This window comes from Micromonospora musae (assembly GCF_003626635.1).
In the GTDB taxonomy this organism is placed as follows: Bacteria; Actinomycetota; Actinomycetes; order Mycobacteriales; family Micromonosporaceae; genus Micromonospora; species Micromonospora musae.
In genome coordinates this window covers 93,172-113,964 of record NZ_RAZT01000006.1, presented here as the reverse complement: position 1 = coordinate 113,964, position 20,793 = coordinate 93,172, and the positions used below count along the sequence as shown (strand labels likewise).

Below are 20,793 nucleotides of genomic sequence, written 5' to 3'. Positions count from 1 at the left end.
AGTCACCGGTCATCCATTGAGCTGGGGTGAACCGAGCTCTCTGCGCAGCTGCCAGACCAGTTGTTGGAAGGCGGTCTCGGCGGCGGCCCGTTGAGCCGCGTCTGCGTCCGGGCCGAGTCGGTAGAGATCCCGAGCGACGTCGTTCGCCAGTGACACCGTGCGAGCGCCGCACAGGAGGCTGAGGGTCGAGCGAGCGGACTGCATCCGATTCCGCCATTCCCGGCGGTCGTCCTGATCCATGCCCAGCTCGCCGACCTTCCGATACTGGCTCAGCAGGTACCGCGTGCTGGTGACGTACTCGACCGCCGCCCGAAGCTTCTGATCACGGAGCCACTGCCGACGCTCCCGTCGGGCCTGAAACCAGGCACCGAGGGCTACGACGACGAGGCTGGCGAGGGCGCCGAAGCCCGCTGCGGCAAGGTTTCCCATGGCGGTGGAGCGTAGAAAACCATCGGTGCTGTGGCTAGACCGTTGGGTTGGGCCCGGCTCGCGTTCTGCCAGGCCTCGCCCTGAGTGCCTGTCTGGGATGCGGTTGATCAGCTCCAGGTGCGAGTGCTGCGGGTTTGACGGCGTGCGGGTCGGCAGCGGCTGCCGGCCACGAGGGCAACGGTGACCAGCAAGCCCAGGTGTCGCTAATGATGAACCGATTCCGGTCGTTGATCTTCTTGCCCGCGTCGTAGCCTCGGCTGTGTCTGCCGACGGTCTCGGCGCCCGTCACGCTCTGCGAGTCGGTGATCCCCCCGACTGCTCCGGGTGGCAGCCCGGGTGATCCGTAGCGGGCGCTGCACAGGAGGAGTCCGGGCCCGCCGAGAGGCACCGCTCAACTCATGCTCAGGCCGGGACGGCGACTCCCTCATCGATCAGTTCGCGCACGAGCCGGCGGGCCTCGTCGAGACCGATCGCGGCGCGTAGCTCCTCGACCGCGACCACGGTGCCGGGGTGGTCGATCATCTGCGTGATCGTTTCGGTGACCGGGTCGGGTAGGTGAAGGTTGTGGTCGCCGAGGTGCAGGACGGTGCCGTCCGTTCCCTTGCTGGTGGCCAGTACCGCGCCCGGCAGGTACGTCACCGCTTCGACGTCGTGGCTGAGCACGCCCACGGCCGCGCTGACCGCGGGCCGGCGCGGCGCGGACTGGGCGCGTAGCGCCCGGGCGTGCAGAGACCGCGCGGCGCGTTCGACGTCGAGGTCGGCCAGCCAGCGGGCGAAGCGCTCGGCGACATCGCCCACGGCGGTGTCGATGCTGTGGTCGTGGAGCGCGGGCGGGAGCGCGGTGCGGAATTCGGGCTCCCCGGCGGCGACGTCCAAGAGCTGTTCGAGCAGCCAGTGCCGGGTGAACTGGAGGACGCCCACGCTGATGTGTAGGGAGGTGCCTTCCTCGGCGTATCCGTTGTGGATCCAGCCCCGAGGCACCCAGAGGACGTCTCCGGGTGCGAGGCGGACCCGCAGGAACGGTTCGCCCTTCTCGAACCGAGCACGCGCGGTGGCGGGGACCGGGACTCGTCCCCAGCGGTGCCGGGGGAGCGGATCGGCCAGGTACGGCTCGTGCAGCTCCCAGGTCTTTTGTCCGACGGTCTGGACGATGAAGACGGCTTCGGTGTCCCAGTGGTGCGCGAACCCCTGGCTCTTCGGCGGGGTGAGGAAGGCGTGCGCGTACAGCGGGTGCCCGAGTTCGGCCGAGAGCAGCCGGCAGAAGCGGGTCAGCGGTCGCCAGCTTCGGTGCAGACCCATGAGCAGGAGAGTGTGCCCGGTGCGCAGGTGCGCGCCGACCCGACGGGCGTCGACGGCTCCGGCGGCGTCCGGGAAGGCCGCGAGGTCGGGGCTGACGAGGCTTCCCGGCTGCGCCATCACGTTGTTCTTGGTCATCGTGACTGACGATGCAGGCAGGCCCTGGTCGCTGATCAGCCGGTCGACGTCGTCGAGGTCGAGGAGCGCAGTCAGCGCGGCCGGATCGCTGTGGTGGACCTCAGGCTGTTGCGGCCATTGCTCAATGAATTGTTCCGGCCGAGCCGTAAGGCATTCCAGTGGGCTGTTCATGCCGCCTCCGCTAATTGCACCGATTGTTGCCCGCTCGCCATCATGTGATTCTTCTGCTGGTCGACGCAAGGACGGGGTCCGGTGTAGCGGGGACTACGCCTTTGGGCGTACACGGTAGTAAGCGGCCGGTTGACACCTTCGTCGAACATCGACGGCCGGTATTTCTGCGCCTTCCCGCAATTGATTTCCGTGGCCTAACGTCCTCGGCGGAAGGTCTTCCAGTCATGCGAATTCCAAGCAAAGGAGAAGCGGTGAAGAAATCCGACGAACTCGACTTCGAGCTCGAGGACCTGCCGATGGACGTGTTCGACCTGGCCGAGAGCGGGCTCACGATCGAGTCGCTGACGGCGGGTCACGGCATGCCCGAGCACGGCGCCTCGCTGCCCTTCTGCTCGTGCAGCGCGACCTGCAGCTGCTGCCCGAGCAGCAGCAGCTGACCTTGAAAATCGGCTGTGCCGTCGGCCTCGGCCGGCGGCACAGCCCCAGGGCCGGGAGGGGCTATGGGCGAAAGCGTTGGCATGATGACGGACGGGGGGGTGCTCCTCTCGGGTGGCGCACGCGTGGACTCGCCTCCGATTCTGCGTCTTGCCGGGCTACCTGCGGCGGCGCTGGGCCGGCTGCGCTTGACGAAGTCATTCCGGTGCGCTGAGGAGCAGGCGCGGCTGCGCCGGTGGCTGGCTCTGGAGGGCCAGGCGCTGTCCGACGCCCTGTTCGCCGAGATCGGGGCGCTTCAGCACACGGCCCTGAAGCCCCGGCTGGTGGGTTTACGCCGGGCGGTCTTCCAATCGCGGCGGCCGCGCGACGAGGAGTGGAACGAGGCCGTCGCGGCGCTGCTCGCTCCGCACGTCACCGAGCGGATCGAGGTCTGGCTGTCGAAGCTCGACACTCTGGACCGGGTCGTTGCTGAACTGCCTGCGGTCCTTGCCGCCGAACTCACCGACCGGGAGCGGGTACTGCGGGAGGTGGCCGCGGATCCCGGCTTTCGCCGGGCCCTGTCCCAGGCCAGCCCCGCGCTGCACCTGGAACTGGGCAAGTGGTTGGCGGACGCGGCGCACCGGCCGAGGGCACAGAGCCTGGCCCGCCTCGCGAAGTACGTGGCGCGGGCGGCGGCCAAGACCAGCCCGTACAGCACCTTCACCATCAGTGGTCAGGGGGCCTGGGTCGACGGCACGGCACCGGAGCTGTTCGCCGCCAAGGCGCCGGTTGCCGGGATCCTGGAACTGGACGGCTTCCTGCTACAGAACATGATCCGGGCCCTTCGGGAAACGCCGGCGCTCAAGGCGTCGCTGTGGGTACGGGTGAACCCGAGCGTGACCAGGTCGGCAGGGAAGGTCACCTTCTCCGGGTTGCCGCCACGCGAACCGATCGTGACCATGCCGGAGACTCCCGCCATCCGCGCCTGTCTGCGCCTGGTTGCGGAGGGTGCGCCGGGCACGCTGGGCGGGCTGGCCGAACGCCTCGCCTCCGGCGCCAGGACGCCCGCTGACGTTCGGCCGTTCCTGGACGCGCTGGTGCGAGCTGGTCTGCTCATCCTTGAGCCCCCGGTGACCGATCAGGCCCTCGACCCGCTGTCAGATCTGATCGCCTGGGTCGCCGCGCACGGCGGCGACGAGCTCGTCGACGTCGCGGTGCTGCTGGACCGGTTGCGTACGGAGGTCAGCTTGCCGGTGCCGGTCGACGACGTCGACGGGCACTGCGCCCGCCAGGACCGGCTGCGGGACGCGGTGGCCGCCATCGTCACCCGCCTCCGGTTGCCCTTCCAGCCAGTGGCTGAAATGAGCAAGGCCGTGTACCACGAGAACGCGGTCTTTCCCGACCCGCCGGTCGAGTGCGCGACCGGGCGGTGGCGTCCGGCACTGGACGACCTCGACGCGGTCCGGCGCTGGCTGGCGGTCTTCGATCCGGCTTTGCCCCTGCGGCTCGCGTTGGGCGTCTATTTCCGGGAACGCTTCGGCGCAGGCGCCCAGGTCTCGGTGCTGGAGCTGTGCCGAGCGGTGCACGAGGAGATCGCGCGCGGAGAGCCGGCCGGTGGGTCCGCCGCCGGGCAGGAGGTGGCGCAGTTTCTGCGCGCGTCGCCGCTGGCCAACAGCACCGCCCTGGCCGCGAGTCCGCTGAGCAGGCTCCGGGAGCTCGGCCGGATCCAGGAGGCGGCCCGGCGCGGGGTGCTGGGTCCGGTGGAGGCGGACGGAGTCATCCGTACGCCGGCCGAGAAGCTGCGGGCGATGGCTGCCGGCTGGCCGCAGTGGGTCACCCCGCCCGGATCGCTGGGCTGCTACGTGCAGGTGGTCGAGCGGGGTCCGCAGCTGGCGCTCGCGCTGAACGTCGCGCATTCGGGATACGGGCGGGGGCGCAGCCGCACGACACGGTTGACCACCCTGGCCGGTGGGACCCTGCCACCGGGCCGGGTCTGGCCCGGGGCGTCCGGTGCGGTGATTCACGCGGAGTTGAGCGGGACGTTCTCGTCGGCGTTGAACGCCCGGACGGCCAGCACCGACTACGAGATCGACTATCCGTTCACGGTCACCGGGCGGCCGGACGCCGAGCGGTTGCCGCTGGGGGATCTGAGGGTGGTCCACGATCCGCGCAGCGACCTGGTGAACATCGTCTCGACCCGGCTGGTTCAGCAGGTCGTGCCGCTGCATCTGGGCATGATGGCCGACGTTCTGCTGCCGCCCATCGCTCAGTTCCTGAGTTGGTCGTTCGGGGTGACCTACTACCTGCACCCCAGTTTCTCGCCGCTGGCCAGCGGCACCGACCTGACGCCGCCCGAGAGCCTCACCACCCATCCGAGGGTGGAGACCGGCCGGGTCGTTCTGCGTCGGGCGCGGTGGCGGGTGCCGACCGCGCAGGTGCCGACGCGGCAGAAGGCGGAGGCCGACGCCGACTATCTGGTGCGCCTGGTCGGGTGGCTGCGGACGAACGGGATCCCGGACCGCTGCTATGTGCGGATGTGGACCGACGGGCTGTGGGGCAACGATCCAGCGGACGACAAGTGGGGCAGGTGGGTGCTGGACAAGTCCCGTAAGCCCGTCTACATCGACTTCGCCAACTGGTATCTGCTCGCGGTGTTCGAACGGATGCTGCGAACGCCGGGGCCGGTGATGGTGTTCGAAGAGGCGTTGCCCGCACCGGGTGACGTGTCAGGGCCTGCCGACGAGCCGGCCGTCGCCGAGTACCTGGTCGAGATTTCGGACCGAGGGTGAGATGGAAGAGACGAACTGGGTCAGCGCCCACGCCTTCTACCAGGGCGACCAGGACCACCTGCTGGTCGAGGCGGTCGATCCGCTGGTGACGGAGCTGATGTCCGGCGGCCGGGCCGCCGGATGGTTCTACCTGCGCTACTGGGACGGCGGTCCGCACGTGCGGTTGCGTCTGCTCCCGGCCGACGGCGTCGACCCGGACGAGATCAGAGAGGCAACCGACAAGCAGTTGGACGGCTACTTCCGGGACCATCCCTCGGACCCGGTGATGACCGCGGACAGCTACGCGGAGACCGCGGCGATGTTGGCGGCCTGGGAGCAGGTCGCACCCGGTTTCACCTCGCTGCAACCCAACGACTCGGTCGCGTACGTCCCGTACCGCCGGGAGCATCACCGCTACGGTCACGGTGCCGCGATCGAGGCGGTGGAGCGGCACTTCGTGCAGTCCAGCGCGCTGGCGATGCGTCTGCTGCGGCAGGGGGCCTCTGCGCAGGCCCGCTCGACCGCCGCGTTCGCCATGATCCTCATCGCCTGGCTCACCTGTGAAACGGACCCGGTGCGGCTACGCGACCTGATCGAATCCGGACCCGGGTACGACCGGGCGGCGCCCTTCGACCTGCCGCAGCCCTCGGCGCAGCTCGGCACGGCGGTGTCCGTGGCCCAACGGATGCGGGCGCTGGTGGCGGCCAACGACCGGCACAGCGACCCGGGAACGCTCGCCGGCTGGGCCCGCTCGGTCGCGGCGCTGCGGGACGTGCTGAACGAGCAGCTCGACCGGGGCGCACTGGCTCCTCCGGCCGCGGGCTGGGAGGGGCCCGGGGGCATCGTCACCGCGGGACCAGCCACCTCGGTGCTGACCATCATCGACATCTGCGCACACCTCGTCTGCAACCGCCTCGCCGTCACCCTGCCGGCGGAGATCTCCCTGCGCCAGCTGGCTGGGGCAGCGGTGTCGACGCTCGCCGAGGGGGACTGAACCATGCGATGGCACTGCTTCCAGATCTACTACCACGCCGACAACAAGGATCGGCTCATCCTGGAGGCGATCCGGCCGGTGGCGCGGCGGCTCGGCGACCAGGTCGACTCCCTCTACTACCTGCGGCACTGGCTGCGCGGTCCGCACGTGCGGCTGTACGTCCGCTGCACCCCCGAGGTCCTGGCAACGCTCGCTCGTCCGGCGATCGACGAACTCGTCGGTCGCTTCCTGGCCGAGGTGCCGTCGACCGTACGCCTGGATCCGCAGGAGCACCTGCCGATGCACCGGCGGCTGGCCGAACTGGAGTCGGAGAGCGGCGACCTGCTTCCGTGGTATCCGGACAACTCGCTACACCTCAGCACCGAGGTGGACCCGCCGCCGTCCGAGGCGACGACCGCCGGCCTGCTGGCGGACTTCTATTCGGACACCACCGAGCTGGCCTTCCGAATGACCGAGGAGATCGCTGCCGGCGGGCGGCGGCTCGGGATCGCGTTCGATCTCATGATCGCCACGGCGCACTCGCTGTCCGGGGTCGGGCTCGCCCGCGGCGGCCTCTCCTTCCGTTCGCACGCCGAGGCGTTTCTACACGGCTTTCCCGAGGGGCGGGGCCTGCGCGACGCGTGGGACCGGCACTACCGGCGCAGCGCAGCGACGCTGGTCGGACGTGTCCGGGCAGTGGTCGCAGACCTGGACGGCGCGACGTCGGCCGTGCCGTACGCGCGGGACTGGCTCGACGCCCTGCGACCGTACCGGGATCGCGCCGGTCGGCTGGTCAGCGCCGGGCTGCTGATGGACCAAGCCCCGCCGGTCGACGCCGACGCCGATATCGTCGACTTGACACAGGTCAGTCCGTTCCACCGGGAACTGTTCGCCACCAGCGCCTGGCAGGAGCAGACCGAAGCCACCGAGTGGTTCCTCAGCTACAAGCTGGTGCTCAACTACACGTACCTGCACCTGACCCGGCTGGGTGTAAACCCCGTCGAACGGTTCCTGCTGTGCCACCTCGCGGCTTGCGCGGTGGAGCAGGCGCACGGGGTGTCGGCGGTGGAGCTGATCAGGACCCTCGCCGACCCGTCGGTGACCGCCGCGGAGGCGGCACGATGATCGAGCCGTTGACGGACGCGCCGCTCACCGAACGCCTGTCGCTGGTCACCAGTGTCTACAGCGCGGTCGGCGAGGACGATCGGCTGCGACTGGTGGCGGGCTCCCGGGCCGAAACATTCGGCGTCGCGGAGACCTGGAAACGTGACCTTCTCCAGCAGCTCGCGGCGGGACCGTGCCCGGCCGCGGAACTGGCTGCGCAGGAACAGCGCGCCGGGTTCCTCGCAGCACTGGGCGCGGGCGGCTGGCTGGTCACGGAGATCGGCCGGGAGAAGGGGCCGCTGTACGCCGTCCAGCCCACCCGACGGCCGGTGCCGGCACCGCACCCCACCCCCGACCGGCTGCTCCTGTCGCGGTTCGCGATCGTGCACCGGGAACGCGACGAGCGGGACCTGGTCATCGAGTCGCCCCTGGCCTGGGCCCGGGTCCACGTCCACGACCCCGCACTGCTCGGCCTGCTGACGGGGGAGAAGCCCGTACCGGCCGACCCGGGCGCGCCGGCGCGGGCGCCCGCCGCTCGGTTCCTGCACGACCTGTACCAGTGCGGGCTGGCGGTGCCGGTCGGCGGCGCCGAGGACGAGGCGTTACACCTGCGCCAGTGGGGCGCTCACGAGCTGTGGTTTCACCAGCGCAGCCGGATCGGGCACCGTGACCGGCTGGGCAGCGGATACGGCCGTACCCGATGGGCCGACGGCCTGTTCGAGCCGTTGCCCGCCCAGCACGAGCCCTATCCCGGACCGGTCGTCCCGCTGCCCACCCCCGATCTGGGGCAGCTGCGTCGCGTCGACCCGCCGCTCGCCGCAGTGATGGAGGACCGGCGTTCCATCCGAGCTCACGACGACGACACCCCGATCACCCTGGAGGAGCTCGGCGAGTTCCTCTACCGGTGCGCGCGGATGCGGTTCGGCTCCGGTCCCGAGGGGGAGCGGCAGCTCGGTCGGCCGTACCCGTCCGGCGGTTCCGTGTACGAGCTGGAGCTGTATCCGGTGGTGCGGCTGGCCTCGGGGCTAGCCGCTGGGGTGTATCACTACGACGATCACGAACACGCGTTGCGGCTGGTGCGCGGGCCTGGGCCCGGCATGTCCCGCCTCATCGCCGCGGCGCGTCGAGGCACCTTCGAGCAGCTGAGGCCGCAGGTGCTGATCGTCGTGGCGGCGCGCTTCGGGCGGCTGGCCTGGACCTACGAGCAGATGCCGTACTCGCTCGTGCTCAAACACGTCGGGGTGCTCTATCAGACGATGTACCTGGCCGCCACGGCCATGGGTCTGGCCGCCTGTGGGCTCGGCGGCGGCGACCGCGAAACCCTCAACGAGGTGACCGGCGTCGGTTACACGCACGAAAGCGCGGTGGGCGAGTTCCTGCTCGGCAGCCGTCCTACCGCCCGATGAACGGACAACCGGAGACCATGGGCCTTCTGCTGCGTCCCGACACCTACTACACCCGCTCCGAGGACGGCCTGTACCTGCTGACGTACGAGGGGCCGGTCGTCGTGGGCGGCGATTCCGCGTATCCGCTGCTCGCCCGGCTGGCCCCCTACCTGGACGGCCGGTACTCCCTGGCCGACCTGACCGCCAAACTGACCGGCCCGCGGCGGGACATGGTGCGGCAGCTCATCACCATGCTGGTCGAGAAAGGCGCGATCACCCCGTACGGGCAGGCGTCCCCAGCCGGCACCGAACAGGTCGACGACCACCACGGGGAGATTTCCTTCCTCAACCACCTGACCGACTCCGCTCCACAGGCGTTCCGGGAGTACCGCGGCGAGACGGTCGCGGTGGTGGGCCCGGCAAATCTGGTACCGGCCGTGGCCGTCGCCGCGCTGCGTTCAGGGCTGAGCCAGGTGCGCCTGGTGGCGCCGGAACCTGCGGAGGGGTGGGACACGCTGCTGGCCGACGTCGAGCGCGGCCGCCGTGACCCCGCACAACGCGTCACCCGTACCCACCTCGACGCCGAAGCGGACGCGGCGGCGGTCACGTCGGCGCTGCACGGCGCGAACCTCGTCCTGCACATGTGCGACCGACCGGCGGTCGACCAGGTACGGCTACTGGAACAGGTCTGCGCGGCCTCGCGCGCCGACCTGTTCCAGGCGCTCATGATGGGGGACGGCGTCTGGTTCCTGTCATCCGGCCCCAGGGCGGGAACCGGCACGCGATGGTCGTCGGTGGCGCGGCGGCACCGCGCGCGTCATGGCGCCGGCGCCGCGCGATCGGCGCAACTGGACGGTACGACCCGTCGCGTCGCCGCAGCCCAGCTCCTGTCCCGTGCGTTCCGCACGGCAACCGGCGCGGCACGACCGGAACCGGCCGGGGTCACCCGTCTCGACGAGGCCAGCCTGAGCAGTGAGGCGCACTGCGTCGTGCCGCATCCCTTCGAGGCGGCGGCCGAGGACCCGACCGCCGAGGCGGTACGTGGACGCATCGCGCAACGACGTGCCGCCGCACCGCTGGACCCGGAGATCTTCTCTCGACGTGCCGCCGGATGTATGGACGATCGAGTTGGAGTCTTCGGGCGACCTGCGGAAGGCGACTTCGGTCAGCTGCCGCTGCATGTGTGCGAGATCGAGGTTCCGGATCCGGTGGGGCTGCTCGGTGAGGGCTCCGTTCCGCTCCGCGTCTTCGGCACCGGCTTGGACTTCGCCGCCGCCCGCCTCGCGGCCGGGCTCCACGCGTTCTCGGCCTACGGGGCGCTCATGCTAGACCCACGCCGGCTGGTCGGCATCGACGACGAGCCGCTCTTCGCCGACGACGTGGACCCGGATCTGGCCCTACGCGACGACGGAGTGCGGGCGGGCTATCTGCCAGGTATCGCGCTCACCGACGGACGGAGCCGGCTGGTGCCGGTGGCGCGAGCCTTCCCGGCGCTGCGTTCGGTTGAACGGGCCCGCCCACTCCCGCCCGGAATCGCCTCCGCCTACAGCTGGCAGGAGGCCGTGACGGCCGGCGTCCTCGGACAGGTCAGGCGGTTGACCCTCGAAGAGATGGTCGCGGCCCCGAGACTGTTTCCCGGGATCGACGTGGACGCCGTCGCTCTTGATCCGGTCGGGATGCGATACCGCGAGATCCTGGCGGCCGTCGGTGAGAGCCTGCTCGTGCTCGACATCACCGGGACGCTCGCGGTGCCGACCGTGTTCTGCCGGGTGGGTCCCGAGGCGCGGGGCTGCGCCAGCGGCCTGTCGGTGGCCGAGGCGGTGCGCGACGCCTTGGCCGAGGCGGTGCTGTCCTATCAGTCGTCGCTGCACGGACAGCCCGTATACGCGCCGCCACCGATCCCCGTGCCGTCGTCGCCCGCGCCGTCGATCCAGGCCCGTGCGCCGTCGTCCCCGCCCGGGCCGGACCGCCGACCCGACCCCGACCCGCTGGACCTGGACGCGGTCGTGGTCGCCCTGACGGCACACGGCAGGGAGCCGGTGGCCGTACCGCTCGACCACGATCCGGAAGTGAGCGCCATGATGTCCAACACCGTGCACGTGGTGGTGACCCATGACCGCTGAGGTGCGGCTGCTCGGCACCGGCACCCTCGCCGAGGCCATCGCCCGCAACGTCCACCGACCCGCGGGCGTGATCGCGGTGGCCGAACCCGCCGGCTCCAAGTCGGTCAGCACCGACACCGTCATCGTGACCGCGACCGACGCCTGGGACCTCGGCGACCGCACGGCGGTACGCGCCGCGGGAACATCGGACCGGCCGTCCTGGCTTCCGGTCCGCACCGAACTGGGCCGAGTGGTGATCGGACCCCTGGAACGCGCAGGTGAGCCCGGCTGCGTGGACTGCGCCGAACGGCGGCGCCGGCGCAACCGTCTACATTCCCGCGCCCACGACACGCTGATCGCCGACAGCCGCTCGACGCTGGGCAGCCGGCCCTCCGCCTGGATCACCGACCTGGCCGCCGACGCTGTCGCCGCGCTGGTCGACGACGAGATCGCGCGACTGACCCGGGACCCGCACGCACCCAGGACCCGATGGGCCCTGATCTGTCTTGACCTGAAGTCCCTGGAGGTGACCCGGCACCCGTTCCTGCCCGACCCGTCCTGCCCGGTCTGTGGGAACCTCCCGGAGGACAACGCCGACGCGGCCCGGATCGTGCTGCAACCCCGCCCGAAGAGCGCGCCCGACTGCTACCGGACCCGAAACCTGGCCGAGCACCAGGACGACCTGATCGCCACCTACGTGGACCCCGAGTGCGGACTCATCCGGCTGCTGGCCCGGGACAACAACGCCGGTTCGGTTGTCGCCGCGGCCTGGATGGGACTGCCGGACGGCGCGACCGAGGGCGGCTACGGACGGACCCGCAGCTATCGGAGCAGCGAGCTGGTCTCGATCCTCGAGGCACTGGAGCGACACGGCGGGATGGAGCCCGGCGGCAGGCGGACGACGGCGCACGGCAGCTACGCCGACCTGCGCGAGCGGGCCCTCGACCCCCGGCACCTCGGCCTGTACCCGGCCGATCGTTACCGAATCGACGGTTTTCGCTACCGCCCCTTCGAAGTCGACCAGCGGTACCGCTGGGTATGGGGACACTCCTTCCGGCGCGACGAGCCGATTCTGGTGCCGGAAACGTACGCCTACTACCGGATCCACCGCTCCGACAACGAACCGGCGCCGTTCGTGTACGAGATCTCCAACGGCTGTGCCCTCGGCGGAAGCCTGGAGGAGGCGATCCTGCACGGCATTCTCGAGATCGCCGAGCGGGATGCGTTTCTGATGACGTGGTACGCGCGCATGCCGGTGCCGCGGATCGACCTGCGCTCCGCGTGCCGCCGGACCGTCCCGCTCATCGCCGAGGCCATCCAGGCGGAGACGGGCTACCTGGTCCACACCTTCGACATCACCCTCGAACAGGGCATCCCGTGCGTGTGGGCGATGGCGGTGGACCCGTCCGACGACGACGACCGGCCGAGGGCAGTCTGCGCCGCCGGCAGCCATCTCGACCCGGAGATCGCCGCCGAGAACGCATTGAGCGAACTGGGGGCGATCCTGGTGGACCTGATGCGCCGCTATCCCGGACAACGCGAGCGCGCCGAACGGATGGTGCGGGACGGGACGCTGGTCACCGAGATGGCAGACCACTCCCTGCTCTACGCCGCACGTACCGCCTTCACCCGCTTTGACTTCCTGACCGGCTCGCCGCGCTGGACGAGCTTCGCGGAGATGGCACAGCCGGACGGGTTCCGCAACGCCGACCTCGCCGACGATCTCCGGGAGCTCTTGCGCCGCTATCTCGACGAGGGCATGGACGTGGTCGCCGTCGACCAGACCACCCCCGAACAGCACGCACAGGGCCTCGCCTGCGCCAAGGTGATCATCCCCGGAACCCTGCCGATGACCTTCGGTCACAGCCTGCGTCGAGTGGACGGGATACCTCGACTTCACGAGATTCCCCACCGGCTCGGATATCGCGATCGACGGCTGCGGGCCTCGGACATCAACCCGCACCCGCACCCGTTCCCCTGACCACCCCGAGATCAAGGAGCCCACCGGGATGTATCTGCAGTTCGTCCTCTGGGACTTGAGCAAGTCGAGCGTCTCCGTCGAAGACCTGCGCGGTTACCTGCGCGACTACGCCGTCGAGGCGTACTCACAGCTCCCGGGAATGCGCCTGAAGACGTGGTTCGCCAACTCTGACCGGCAGGTGTGGGGCGCGGTGTACCTGTGGGACGGCGCCGAATACATGGACGGCCCGGCCCGGGTGAGCCGAGCCGTCGAGCTGATCGGATACCCGCCAACCTCGGTCAGCGTCTTCGACGTCGAAGCCATCGCCGAGGGTGCGAGCGCCTACGACGGTCTCATGGCCCTCGGCCGGGCCTTCGCCTGAGCTTCCCACCCGGGTTCTGCGTCAGGGCAGTGGCTCACCGTCGAGGTCCAGCGCGCCGAGTGCCGCCGCCACGTCGGCCAGATCGCGTCCGAACGCCTTCTGGATCGCCTGGACCCGTGAGGTGACGTCGAGCTTGGCGTAGACGTTCGTCAGATGTCGCTTCACGGTCGTCTCCGTGATGAACAACTGCTGGGAGATCCGCCGATTGCTCATGCCCGCCGCTACCAACCGCATGATCTCAACTTCCCGGTTCGTCAACGGACCCGGCTCCGCGGTGGCCGGACGCAGCTTGCGGAGCGCACCGACGGGTGCGGAGAGAATGAAACGATCCTCCTTGCGGTGCACCGCGTGGATGACGCTGACCAGCTCGTCCAGTTGCACGCCCTTGGCCAGGCAGGCGTGCGCACCCGAGGTGAGCACCTTCCAAAGGAAGAGATGATCAGAAGAGTCGGTCAGGACGACGATCCTCGAGTCAGGCCGTTCGCCGAGGATGGGTGAGACCATCGCGTCGGGAAACTCATCACCGGCATCGGTGATCAGAATCGTCGTGTGCCACCGATCCTTCGCCAACAGCGGGGAGGCGGTCAGCGGCGGGCGGTCGTCGTACACGAAGAAGTTCGGCACCTTTCTCAGCAACTCGGCGAGGCCATGCTGAAGCAGCGGCGTCTCGCTCACTATCTCGATCGTCATCTGCTGCGGGCAGCCCCGGGGAACCTCTCGCGAGTCCGCTCCCGGGTTGTGCAATGCCGACAAGGTGCCCCCTGTGAGACGTGCTGACCGGACCCTCGGCCGGCGGCCGCGGCGGGCCACTGCTCGCAGCCGCCGGCCGAGGGCTCTCCGACGGCTAGCCGAGGTCCATACGGCGAAGCAGGGCGACCGCGTCGTCGCGCTTGGCGTTCGGGGCATCCGTGTCGAGGAACTCCCGCAACGCCACCAACTCCTGGTCGCTGACCTTGTCCCGGACGACCGACAGCCGCAGAATCCGGGCGTAGGTGCGGTCGGGGAAGTACAGTTCCTTGGCCGCCGCCAGCACAATCGCGCTGCTGGCTGATGAGATCACGCCACGCGCCACCGCTGCGGCGATCGCCACCCGAATATTGACCATGGGTTCGCACAGGGCGCGCAGCGAATCCGGGTCGAAGGTGATCGCCACCTCGTCGTCGGCGTAGACCGTGCCCGAACGGTACATCTCGAAGACCTGCCCGACCCCGACCATGCCCTCGGTCACCAGTTCGGCCGCGCGTAGGGCGCCCATGCTGGAGGAGCCGAACACCCGCACGGGGCCAGGGTGGCGATCTATGGCTCGTAGCACCTCCTTGGGGGAGATCATGAGCCCCTGAAGGAACTGGCCGTCCACGATGCCGATGTGGGTCGGCGGCTCCGGATCGGCCAGTAGCAGGTCGATGTCCCCGCGCTTGACCGGGGGACGCACCTCCACCGGTGCGATCTCGGCGATCGCGGCGGCGTCGATACTCGGCCCGGCGAAGACGACGGCGCGGGTCACCGTCCCGCTCCCGCCTGGGCCGCTGCCCGGTCACGCGGTCTGGCCACCAGTTGCAGCGACTCGTTCCAGTGCGCCTTTGCCCGCGGTCCGAGCCGGCTCTGATCGATCGCCCAGGACTCAAGTCCCGGCACGATCACCCGGACCACGTGTACTGGAAAGCCCGGTGGCGTGCGGTCGACCACGATCACCCTCTTCAGTCCGTTGTCGCGCAGCCGGCCGAGCATCAGCTGGATGTCTGCCATGACGTCGTCGTTCGGGAAACTGCGTACGTCGCCGAAGCGCGCCGGTGACTCGGACTCCCGCCACGGCCACACCGAGTGGTCCACCGATCCGCCGCGGGAGACGTGGTGGTTCCAGTTGTCGACCTCGCCCGCGGGCAGGCTGATGTCCTCGCGCATCCCTTGGATGTCCACCGCTCGGCTCTGCGCCAGTTCGGTCAGCGCGCGGATGACCGCCACCTCTGCGTTGGGATGCGTTCCGTATCCGGAGTGGCCCGGCGAGAAGGTGTCGGCCAACGACTCGCTGACCACGGCGGCGAAGCTCGGGATGCCGATCGAGGAGGTGATGTCTCTGACGACCAGGGGCAGCCCAGCGTCCTGGATCCTGTCGGCGAACCAGCGTGCCGCTTCGGGAAGGGTGGCGAGATCGACGCTGGGGGTGCTGTCCTCCAGCGTGGTCACCGCCCCTCGGGTGGCGGACGCGCCGAGCTTGTTGCGCATCATGTGGGTGATCCGGTTGCTGACCAGATCCGCCAGTGTCAGGGCGTCGCGCTCGATGACCTCGCACATGGCATGGCAGATGGCTTCCTCCAGCGAGTTGCCCGATGCCAGCCCGTTGCTGCTGTTGATCGCGAAGCACTGGACTTCGTGGAAGCGGATGTAGTAGCCGGCCAGGCTCAGCGGTACGTAGACCGGCTCGTCGTGGAGCAAGTCGTAGCCTTGGGCCCATGAGATCGGTACGTCCGGGCGGTAGGCGTGGCCCGGCGCGAGGTTGTGGTCCGCCGGGTCCAACACCGCCTGCCCGGCGGCGCCCAGTTCGGTGTACGCGGCCACGAGGTCCGGTGTCCTGGGCTGCCAAGCGGCGAAACGCTCCACCGCTTCCATGATCGCCGACGCCCGCGCATCATCGTGGGTGCGTCCCTTACCGTTGTAGACCGACAGCAGGTCGTGGGATCGCGGCACGATGGCGTTGTAGACGGGAATGCCGATGCGGTCCAACCAGGTGATATCGGCGACCCGGGCCACTCCCACGGTCCGTAGTAGGGGAGTGACGCGCTCAAGGGTCCGGAGCGTGGTCACCTCGCGGGTAGGCCCGACCTTGGGGACGCGGTCACGCAGCTTCAACGGCCACCACCGTCGGTCGAATAACGGTGTTGTCGACAGGCTGGTCAGGCATTCATCGACCTCTTCTCTCCGAGGGGCGCAGCCGTTGCCACTGCGGCGTTCGCTCTCCGGCGAGAATTGCATTCCGCCTGAACGATGTAAGCCAGGCTCGTGTGAGCTGCTTAGATACCCGTCACTGCCGCAGCGCTGGTGTCAACGATGATCCAGAGGTGGGACGCCGGCAAGGGGTACGCCCGTTCGGGACTGTTCGGAATCGTTCGGTGCGGGCTGGAGCGCCCCCGCTGCCGATCCGTTCGATATCGAGCAGCGCGAAATTCCCATCGTCCGCAACGGAATTCTTGGCTGGTCGTGCCCAAAGGGAAACGGTGCAATCGAAGTGGCCACGAGCGGCCCAATCACTGTCAGTCCGTGGTCGGAGTGACGGCCAAAATGCCGCGACAGCCCGAATGCGTCGGCCGCCGATCAAGTCCGCCGTTTCGAGGAGACCCGAGGCCGACCACGGCTGGGCGTGGAAGATCGGCTCCTGGTCAGCTGACCGCGTCGGGCCGGGGTTCCAGGACCACCACGGCGGTCTCGGACGGGCGAAGCGTCGCGAAGGCGTCGATCTTCGGATCGATCTCACGCCAGCGGGCCCACAGCCGCACCCGCTCGTCGCCCGCTGCGGCGTGCCCGCGTACCAGCCGCCGGCCGTCGACCAGGTCGACCGTCGCATCCGGATGGGTCTGGAGGTTCAGCCACCAGGCGGGCTCACCCTCGCCCCAGCCATTCATCGCCAACGTGAACAGGTTCGGCCCGTCCTCCAGATACGCGACGATGACGCTGCGCTGCTCGCCGCTGCGGCGTCCGGTGGTGGTCAGCCGCAACGTGCCCCAGCGGTCGGTGCGTGGTTGCCAGAGCCCGACCCGGCCGCGGAAGACCCGATACAAACCTCGGTGGACCCTCCAGGCCAGCCGGATGAACCAGCGCGGTGGAAGCTTCGGAACCTTCGCCTCGCCATTGACCGACATGATGACCTCCCACCCGTATCAGGCCACGGTGTGAACGGGTCGCCAATCGCAGCTTCGGGCAGTCCCGCCACGCCGAACGGGCCTTCGTCGCCCGGGACGTGGCTTGACACGCCTGACCGGCCGCTCTCAGGCATACGCGAGCAGGAGATCGGTCGTGCCGGTGCCGCCGGGTTGACCCGCCGGGGCGGAGACGTAGAAGCCGCCGTTGCCGGTCAGGCGGGGCGTCAGCACATCGCAACCGGGCAACGGGAGTGACCCCGAGCAATGCCGATTTCTAGGCGACCGTCACCATCGCCGCGCTACTCCAACGTTTGTGCACGTTGAAGACAGGGCCTAGCCGCGTCGCTTGCGCCTGCGCCAGAAGAGCAGGCCCGCAATCGCCACCGTGATGACACCGAGAATCGTCCAGTCGCCCGCGACGGTCGCCTCCGGCAGGGCCTTTGACTCGGGCTCGTCGCTCGCGGGCGAGGTATCCACGCCGACACATTACCCGGCGGATCGACGGGTGACACCGCACGAGGAGGCGAGTGCTTGTCAGCCATCGTGCGAGGTATGACCGCCGAGAATCGGGTAACCGCCCCCGGTGCCCGAGTCAGCGATCGCCGACTACGGCCTGCTCTCCGACTGCGCCTCGGCCGCGCTGGTTACCCGCGGCGGCTCGGTCGACTGGTGGTGCCCCGGCCAGTTCGGCTCGCCGTCGGTCTTCGGTCGGCTCCTCGACCCGGAAGCCGGGCACTGGACGCTCGGCCCGGTGACGGCCGAGCCGAGCACACGGACCGAGCGGGCGTACATCGACGGCTCGCTGGTACTGCGGACCGTGCACCACACCGGCGGTGGCAGCGTCGCCGTGACCGAGGCGCTGGCAGCCGAACCCGGAGCACGCGGACACGACCTGGGTCGCAACTCACCGGCAGTGCTGGTCCGGGTGGTCGAAGGGCTCACCGGCACGACGCGGATGCGCTGCGAGTTCGTGCCCAGGCCGGAGTACGGGCTCATCGTCCCGTACCTGCACTGCCGCGACAACAAGGTGCTGGTCGGTGCCGGGCCGCTCGCCCTGACGCTCCGCGGCCCGGTGCCGCTGGCCTGCGCGCAGGGCCGGGCCTACGCCGAGTTCGACGTCGCCGCCGGTCAGGTACTCGGCTTCGACCTGGCCTACGCTCCGGCGTACGGACCTCCGCCGCAGCAACTCGACCCGGTGCCGACCCTCGCCGACACCGTCGAGACCTGGCGGGCGATGCGGGGGCAGCACCAGTACCACGGGCGCTATCCCGACCTGGTGCAGCACAGCGGCCTGGTCCTGCAGGGCTTGACGTACCGGCCGAGCGGCGCGGTGGTCGCCGCCGTCACCACGTCACTGCCGGAACGGCTCGGTGGCACGGACAACTACGACTACCGGTACGCCTGGCTGCGCGACTTCGTCGTGACCATGCGGGCCCTCTGGGTGGCCGCCTGCCAGGAGGACACCGGCCGGCTCTTCGACTGGGCCGCCCGCTCGGCGGGGAACGCCGGCGACCGACCGGTGCCCATCATGTACGGGGTGGCGGGCGAACGGGACCTCTCCGAGTACTCCCTCGACCACCTCCGCGGGTACGCCGGCAGCCGCCCGGTCCGGGTGGGCAACGACGCCTGGCGGCAACGGCAGCAGGACGTGCCCGGCGGCGTGCTGCTCGGCACCCACCTGATCCGCGAGCAGCTCGGCGAGCTCTCCCGGGAGACCCAGGCGCTGCTCGTCGGTCTCGCCGAGCAGGCCACCCACTGGCGGGAGCCGGACGCCGGCATGTGGGAGGACCGCGGCCCGGGCCGGCACTACCTGGCGTCCAAGGCGCTGAGCTGGGGTGCGCTGGACAGCGCGATCAAACTCGCGCCGCTGCTCGGCGAGCACGCCGATCCCGCACGCTGGGCCGCCGTCCGCGACGAGATCCGGACCGCCGTGCTGCGGGACGGTTGGAACGAACGGGTCGGCGCCTACACCGGTGCCATCGGCTCGCCCGAGCTGGACGCCTCGGTCCTCGTCCTGCCGTCGACGGGGATGGTGTCGCCGAACGACCCCCGGATGCGGGCCACCATCGACGCCATCGCGTCGGAGCTGACAACCGACGGGCTGGTCCGCCGCTGGCCGGACGACCCCGCCGGATTCGTGGTGTGCACCTTCTGGCTGGTCGAGTGCCTGGCGATGACCGGCGAGTTGAAGCGGGCCGAGGCGCTGTTCGAACGTACCGTCGCTCGCGCCAACGACCTCGGGTTGTTCGCTGAGCAGATCGACCCTCGCACGGGCGCGCACCTGGGCAACACGCCGTTGGCACTCTCCCACGCCGGCCTGGTCGGCGCGGCCTGGCGACTCACCAAACCCGGCTTCGTCTGATCCCGCCGTCCGCCGAGGCGTAGCGCGCGCTCTACTGCCAGGTGGCGGTGTCGGGGTCGATGCCGTGGGCGCGTGCGCTGGCGTCGACGATCTGGCGGAACCAGGTGGCGAGACCGGCGCGGAGGTCGTCGTAGTAGGCGGCGAAGGCCGGCTCGGCCTCGTACTTGCGGCCGAGACAGACCTGCATCTGCCGGGTGAGGGGGAAGTAGGAGGAGAAGACTTCGCGGTGCCGCTCGACGAGCTGGTTCGCCTCCGGGCTGCCCGGTGTGACGCCGGCGTCCATCGCGTCCGCGAGCGCGCGGTTGAGGCCGGCATTGGCGTCGGCGACAGCTTGCCACTCCTCTGGTGTGCGGGAGGCCGAGCGTTCGGCGTACTGCTGCCATTGCAGCGTGTCTCCGTAGCGCTGACGGGCTTGGGCGGGCCAGTCCGGGTTCCATTCCGGGCCGAAGATCGCGGCCTGCTGCTCGACTGTCAGCAGCAGGCCGCGCTCGTGGGCGTCGATCATCCGGTCCAGTCCGACGCTGAGCTGCTGGAGGTGGTCGATCCGTTCGGCGACCTGGCGGCGCTGCGCGCGTAGTGCGCTGGTGGCGTCCGCAGTCGGGTCGTCCAGGACGGCCCGGATCCGGTCCAGGCCGAGGCCGATCTCACGGTAGACGACGATGCGGTGCAGGCGTTCCAGATCGCCGGCGGTGTAGAGCCGGTATCCGGCGGGCGTGCGCAGCGACGGTCGCGCCAGACCGGTCTCGTCCCAGTGGTGCAACGCGCGGACTGTCACGCCCAGACGCGTCGAGACCTGACCGACGGTGAGGCCGTCGGTGTCAGCGAGATGAGGCATGCCCTTCATTGTCGCCGCGACCGGCGCTCGGTGCGGTGATGCCGATGGCTTCAAGGTTGCGCGCCTCCTGACTGGACGGATCGAAGGGCTTCGCCGCGGTGAAGACGACCCGCGCGTTCTCGGGCGTGACCACCTCCACGTCCCGGGTGTTCCAGAAAGTGTCCCGGGGACCGTCGACGGAGCTCGGGTTCAGCGCCCGGCACGCCTCGACGAGTGGGTCGATCTGGTTGAGTACGCAGGCGAAGCTGACGCTCATCGATGGTGCCTGCTCCGGAACGCTCGGCGCCGAGACCAGGAGGACGTCCTGGAACGCCCAGCGACGCAGATGCACGAGTGTGCCGGGGATGCTGAACAGCTCGAAGAATCCCAGCCCGCGGATCCAGAAGTCCACCGACTCGGCCAGGTCACTCGCCGGGATCGTCACGAACGCGGGCATTCCGTAGATGCCGCGGAACGGCTCCGGTGCAACGGCGTCCGGGCCGGGATCGGGTACGGGACTGATCTCGAAGGCGTTGTAGTAGTCACTCATGCACCCCACCCTCCGGCCTCACGCCGCGTGAGGGTCAAGCCGGCCCATGCCGGTCGCGCCACGCTGCGAAACCGTCGCCCATTCGCTCGCT

The 20,793-nt window shown here is 69.8% G+C and carries 18 protein-coding genes and 1 pseudogene; 9 read left to right on the top strand and 10 right to left on the bottom strand.

Annotated features, from left to right (window positions below; translation table 11 throughout):
• Positions 1 to 9: 9 nt before the first annotated feature.
• The 3 genes and pseudogenes from D7044_RS32970 to D7044_RS13180 form a co-directional block, all read right to left on the bottom strand.
• The gene (locus D7044_RS32970) at positions 10 to 429 is read right to left on the bottom strand and encodes a hypothetical protein (RefSeq protein ID WP_120689011.1); all 420 of its coding nucleotides are present in this window, start codon (positions 427 to 429) and stop codon (positions 10 to 12) included.
• A 196-nt stretch (positions 430 to 625) separates the two neighbouring features.
• Positions 626 to 763, bottom strand: a pseudogene (locus D7044_RS32965) (IS5-like element IS4811 family transposase); the annotation flags it as partial.
• A gap of 68 nt (positions 764 to 831) precedes the next feature.
• Complete coding sequence (locus tag D7044_RS13180; protein ID WP_325050642.1) at positions 832 to 1,863, bottom strand: JmjC domain-containing protein; 1,032 nt, start codon at positions 1,861 to 1,863, stop codon at positions 832 to 834.
• Between the two features lie 422 nt (positions 1,864 to 2,285).
• Here D7044_RS13180 and D7044_RS13175 point away from each other — a divergent pair, with 422 nt between their 5' ends.
• The 8 genes from D7044_RS13175 to D7044_RS13140 all read left to right on the top strand — a co-directional run bounded on the left by D7044_RS13175 (position 2,286) and on the right by D7044_RS13140 (position 13,122).
• Positions 2,286 to 2,471, top strand: a complete 186-nt coding sequence (locus tag D7044_RS13175) for a thiomuracin/GE37468 family thiazolyl RiPP peptide (protein ID WP_199716605.1) — start codon at positions 2,286 to 2,288, stop codon at positions 2,469 to 2,471.
• Positions 2,472 to 2,657: 186 nt separating this feature from the next.
• Positions 2,658 to 5,237 (top strand): lantibiotic dehydratase, encoded by a 2,580-nt coding sequence (locus D7044_RS13170; protein WP_158609986.1) that lies wholly within the window; start codon positions 2,658 to 2,660, stop codon positions 5,235 to 5,237.
• Between the two features lies 1 nt (position 5,238).
• Entirely contained in the window at positions 5,239 to 6,210 is a 972-nt protein-coding gene (locus tag D7044_RS13165; protein WP_120689007.1) for a lantibiotic dehydratase C-terminal domain-containing protein, read from the top strand.
• 3 nt (positions 6,211 to 6,213) lie between these two features.
• The gene (locus D7044_RS13160; RefSeq protein WP_120689006.1) at positions 6,214 to 7,314 is read left to right on the top strand and encodes a thiopeptide maturation pyridine synthase; all 1,101 of its coding nucleotides are present in this window, start codon (positions 6,214 to 6,216) and stop codon (positions 7,312 to 7,314) included.
• Positions 7,311 to 8,699: a SagB family peptide dehydrogenase gene (locus D7044_RS13155; protein WP_120689004.1), complete on the top strand. Its 1,389-nt coding sequence runs from the start codon at positions 7,311 to 7,313 to the stop codon at positions 8,697 to 8,699. The genes D7044_RS13160 and D7044_RS13155 overlap by 4 nt, the downstream gene beginning before the upstream one ends.
• The gene (locus D7044_RS13150; RefSeq protein WP_147434646.1) at positions 8,696 to 10,801 is read left to right on the top strand and encodes a YcaO-like family protein; all 2,106 of its coding nucleotides are present in this window, start codon (positions 8,696 to 8,698) and stop codon (positions 10,799 to 10,801) included. The genes D7044_RS13155 and D7044_RS13150 overlap by 4 nt, the downstream gene beginning before the upstream one ends.
• The gene (locus tag D7044_RS13145; RefSeq protein WP_120689000.1) at positions 10,791 to 12,761 is read left to right on the top strand and encodes a TOMM precursor leader peptide-binding protein; all 1,971 of its coding nucleotides are present in this window, start codon (positions 10,791 to 10,793) and stop codon (positions 12,759 to 12,761) included. The genes D7044_RS13150 and D7044_RS13145 overlap by 11 nt, the downstream gene beginning before the upstream one ends.
• A gap of 28 nt (positions 12,762 to 12,789) precedes the next feature.
• Complete coding sequence (locus D7044_RS13140; protein ID WP_120675710.1) at positions 12,790 to 13,122, top strand: hypothetical protein; 333 nt, start codon at positions 12,790 to 12,792, stop codon at positions 13,120 to 13,122.
• 21 nt (positions 13,123 to 13,143) lie between these two features.
• Here D7044_RS13140 and D7044_RS13135 read toward each other — a convergent pair whose 3' ends face one another.
• From D7044_RS13135 to D7044_RS13110, 5 genes are all read right to left on the bottom strand, one after another.
• Entirely contained in the window at positions 13,144 to 13,797 is a 654-nt protein-coding gene (locus D7044_RS13135; protein WP_158609325.1) for a response regulator transcription factor, read from the bottom strand.
• Positions 13,798 to 13,966: 169 nt separating this feature from the next.
• On the bottom strand, positions 13,967 to 14,626 hold the full coding sequence (locus D7044_RS13130; RefSeq protein ID WP_120688999.1) for a TfuA-like protein: 660 nt from the start codon (positions 14,624 to 14,626) through the stop codon (positions 13,967 to 13,969).
• Complete coding sequence (locus D7044_RS13125) at positions 14,623 to 16,092, bottom strand: YcaO-like family protein (RefSeq protein WP_267901604.1); 1,470 nt, start codon at positions 16,090 to 16,092, stop codon at positions 14,623 to 14,625. The genes D7044_RS13130 and D7044_RS13125 overlap by 4 nt, the downstream gene beginning before the upstream one ends.
• A 404-nt stretch (positions 16,093 to 16,496) precedes the next feature.
• Positions 16,497 to 16,976 carry a nitroreductase/quinone reductase family protein gene (locus tag D7044_RS13120; protein WP_120675716.1) on the bottom strand — a complete coding sequence of 160 codons (480 nt, stop codon included), beginning with the start codon at positions 16,974 to 16,976 and terminating at the stop codon, positions 16,497 to 16,499.
• A 333-nt stretch (positions 16,977 to 17,309) separates the two neighbouring features.
• Entirely contained in the window at positions 17,310 to 17,453 is a 144-nt protein-coding gene (locus D7044_RS13110; protein WP_120675718.1) for an LPXTG cell wall anchor domain-containing protein, read from the bottom strand.
• A gap of 106 nt (positions 17,454 to 17,559) precedes the next feature.
• Between D7044_RS13110 and D7044_RS13105 the strand changes: the two genes are divergently transcribed.
• A complete protein-coding gene (locus tag D7044_RS13105; protein ID WP_120688997.1) occupies positions 17,560 to 19,338 on the top strand; it encodes a glycoside hydrolase family 15 protein in 1,779 nt (592 codons plus the stop codon).
• 31 nt (positions 19,339 to 19,369) lie between these two features.
• Here D7044_RS13105 and D7044_RS13100 read toward each other — a convergent pair whose 3' ends face one another.
• Entirely contained in the window at positions 19,370 to 20,173 is an 804-nt protein-coding gene (locus D7044_RS13100) for a MerR family transcriptional regulator (protein WP_199716603.1), read from the bottom strand.
• Positions 20,157 to 20,702 (bottom strand): VOC family protein, encoded by a 546-nt coding sequence (locus D7044_RS13095; protein ID WP_120688996.1) that lies wholly within the window; start codon positions 20,700 to 20,702, stop codon positions 20,157 to 20,159. Before D7044_RS13095 ends, D7044_RS13100 begins: the two co-directional genes overlap by 17 nt.
• Positions 20,703 to 20,793: the final 91 nt, after the last annotated feature.

Bases quoted from the DNA above. Each gene is read 5' to 3' on its own strand.
- D7044_RS32970 (WP_120689011.1), bottom strand. From the start codon at position 429: ATGGGAAACCTTGCCGCAGCGGGCTTCGGCGCCCTCGCCAGCCTCGTC.
- D7044_RS13120 (WP_120675716.1), bottom strand. From the start codon at position 16,976: ATGTCGGTCAATGGCGAGGCGAAGGTTCCGAAGCTTCCACCGCGCTGG.
- D7044_RS13095 (WP_120688996.1), bottom strand. From the start codon at position 20,702: ATGAGTGACTACTACAACGCCTTCGAGATCAGTCCCGTACCCGATCCC.
- D7044_RS13145 (WP_120689000.1), top strand. From the start codon at position 10,791: ATGACCGCTGAGGTGCGGCTGCTCGGCACCGGCACCCTCGCCGAGGCC.
- D7044_RS13140 (WP_120675710.1), top strand. From the start codon at position 12,790: ATGTATCTGCAGTTCGTCCTCTGGGACTTGAGCAAGTCGAGCGTCTCC.
- D7044_RS13150 (WP_147434646.1), top strand. From the start codon at position 8,696: ATGAACGGACAACCGGAGACCATGGGCCTTCTGCTGCGTCCCGACACC.
- D7044_RS13160 (WP_120689006.1), top strand. From the start codon at position 6,214: ATGCGATGGCACTGCTTCCAGATCTACTACCACGCCGACAACAAGGAT.
- D7044_RS13165 (WP_120689007.1), top strand. From the start codon at position 5,239: ATGGAAGAGACGAACTGGGTCAGCGCCCACGCCTTCTACCAGGGCGAC.
- D7044_RS13125 (WP_267901604.1), bottom strand. From the start codon at position 16,092: ATGCAATTCTCGCCGGAGAGCGAACGCCGCAGTGGCAACGGCTGCGCC.
- D7044_RS13180 (WP_325050642.1), bottom strand. From the start codon at position 1,863: ATGACCAAGAACAACGTGATGGCGCAGCCGGGAAGCCTCGTCAGCCCC.
- D7044_RS13155 (WP_120689004.1), top strand. From the start codon at position 7,311: ATGATCGAGCCGTTGACGGACGCGCCGCTCACCGAACGCCTGTCGCTG.
- D7044_RS13100 (WP_199716603.1), bottom strand. From the start codon at position 20,173: ATGCCTCATCTCGCTGACACCGACGGCCTCACCGTCGGTCAGGTCTCG.